This is a genomic window from Neisseria sp. P0021.S006, from assembly GCF_051956895.1.
The window spans coordinates 1-774 of the sequence record NZ_JBQCWZ010000639.1; the positions used below are offsets into that span (position 1 = coordinate 1).

A 774-nucleotide genomic window follows, 5' to 3' on the forward strand; every position below is an offset into this window, starting at 1 on the left:
CCTGTACTTTGTTCATTTTTTCCCACACGCTTACCGCAGCCTCAGGGTTGTAGCCTGCTTCAGCCATCAAACGTACACCGCCGGCATCCGCTTCGCTTTCCTGATGGCGTGAGAACGGTTTGGTTGCCAACAAATCTGCACCCAAGCCGACCAAATCACCATCCACACCGGTTGAGCTGGCCAAAATCGAACCGCCCAAGCCGGTCAATACTTGTCCGCCCAAAGCTTTTTTACTGTGTTCCAACAAAGCATGGGTCATTTCATGGCCGACAACGGCGGCAATTTCATCATCCGTCAGCTTCAATTTTTCTACTATGCCGGTGTACACGGCCATTTTACCGCCCGGCATTGCCCATGCGTTCATTTCATCACTGCGGATAACGTTCATCTGCCAGTTGAAAGGCACGCCGGTTTTGTTGGCGCGCTCAGCATGAGGACGCAGACGTGCAAACACGCGTTGAACGCGTTGAGCAGTTGGAGATGAAACATCCAAAGCTTTTTGACCACGCGCGTTTTGAATGACTTGTGAGTAACTTTTGGCAGCATCTTCATTCAAAGTCGCAGTATCGTAGCCAACCATATCCGCTACAGAAGTACAGCCGGTCAACGCCAAAATCACACCCATGCCGGCCCAATATTTTTTATTCCATTTTTTCAACATGTTTTCTCTCTGTGTTTTAAAATTAATGTAACGACATTGTACCCAAATTTAATACCCTTTACACAAAAGGCCGTCTGAACGGTTTCAGACGGCCTTTAAGCGTAATATTTAAG

1 protein-coding gene is annotated in these 774 nt (G+C 47.9%); it reads right to left on the bottom strand.

What is annotated here, in order from left to right; translation table 11 throughout:
* A partial coding sequence (locus tag ACTHUM_RS16190; protein WP_440403448.1) for a M48 family metallopeptidase occupies window positions 1-661 on the bottom strand: 661 nt, incomplete at its 3' end.
* Window positions 662-774: the final 113 nt, after the last annotated feature.